This window comes from Pseudochrobactrum sp. AO18b, from assembly GCF_000409565.1.
GTDB classification, from domain to species: Bacteria; Pseudomonadota; Alphaproteobacteria; order Rhizobiales; family Rhizobiaceae; genus Pseudochrobactrum; species Pseudochrobactrum saccharolyticum.
On the sequence record NZ_ANNO01000399.1, the window covers coordinates 1 to 900 of the forward strand.

Consider the following 900-nt stretch of genomic DNA (forward strand, 5'->3'; position numbering starts at 1 on the left):
ATTTTCACCTCTGCTTAAATCAGCACGGTTTTGGGCGTTATGCCTTAGCGACCACCGGATACATCCAGCAGCGCACCGGATGTATAAGATGAAGCATCACTCAGCAGCCAGACAATTGCTTCGGCAATTTCAACGGCTTCACCCGGCCGCCCCATTGGCGTATTCACACCCAGCCTGTGCGCTCTGTCCGGCTGCCCGCCACTGGCATGAATATCCGTATTCACCAAACCTGGCCGCACAGCATTTACACGCACCTTCTGAGCACCGAGTTCTTTCGACAATCCGAGCGCCAGTGTATCCACAGCAGCCTTTGAACCGGCATAGTCAATATATTCAAACGGTGAGCCAATTCGTGAAGCAACAGAGGAAACCAGAACAATCGAACCGCCCTTGCCGCCCCGTTCAACAGACAGGCGTCGCGCACTTTCACGGGCACAAAGATAAGCTCCCAGCACATTGACATCAAACATGCGCTTCAAACGTTCCGCGCTCATATCAGCCAATTGCATGGATGGTGCAACAATGCCGGCATTGACCACAACGCCATCCAGCTGACCAAACTGCTTTTCAGTCTTGTCAAACATGGCAATAACATCAGCCTCAACAGCAGCATCACCCTGTATAGTGATAGCTTGCCCGCCAGCCTTGCGTACATCTTCCGCAGTTTGTTCCGCAGCCTCACGATTGCCAATATAATTAAGACCAACAGACCAGCCACGCTCACCGCATAAAATTGCAGCAGCCCGTCCGATGCCACGGCTTGCACCTGTAATCAAAATAGTCTTACTCATTATCTCCACCCTTTATTCCAGCCTGTATTCTTTGAGAAACATGCCCCTCCGGCATCTCAAAGCATTTTTATAAATAAAAAGCCGCCGGATCTCTCCGGCGGCCTGAACT

General features: G+C 51.3%; 1 protein-coding gene. It reads right to left on the reverse strand.

The window, feature by feature from the left end; genetic code table 11:
* Positions 1-44: 44 nt before the first annotated feature.
* Entirely contained in the window at positions 45-791 is a 747-nt protein-coding gene (locus tag A918_RS0115370; protein ID WP_022711915.1) for an SDR family oxidoreductase, read from the reverse strand.
* Positions 792-900: the final 109 nt, after the last annotated feature.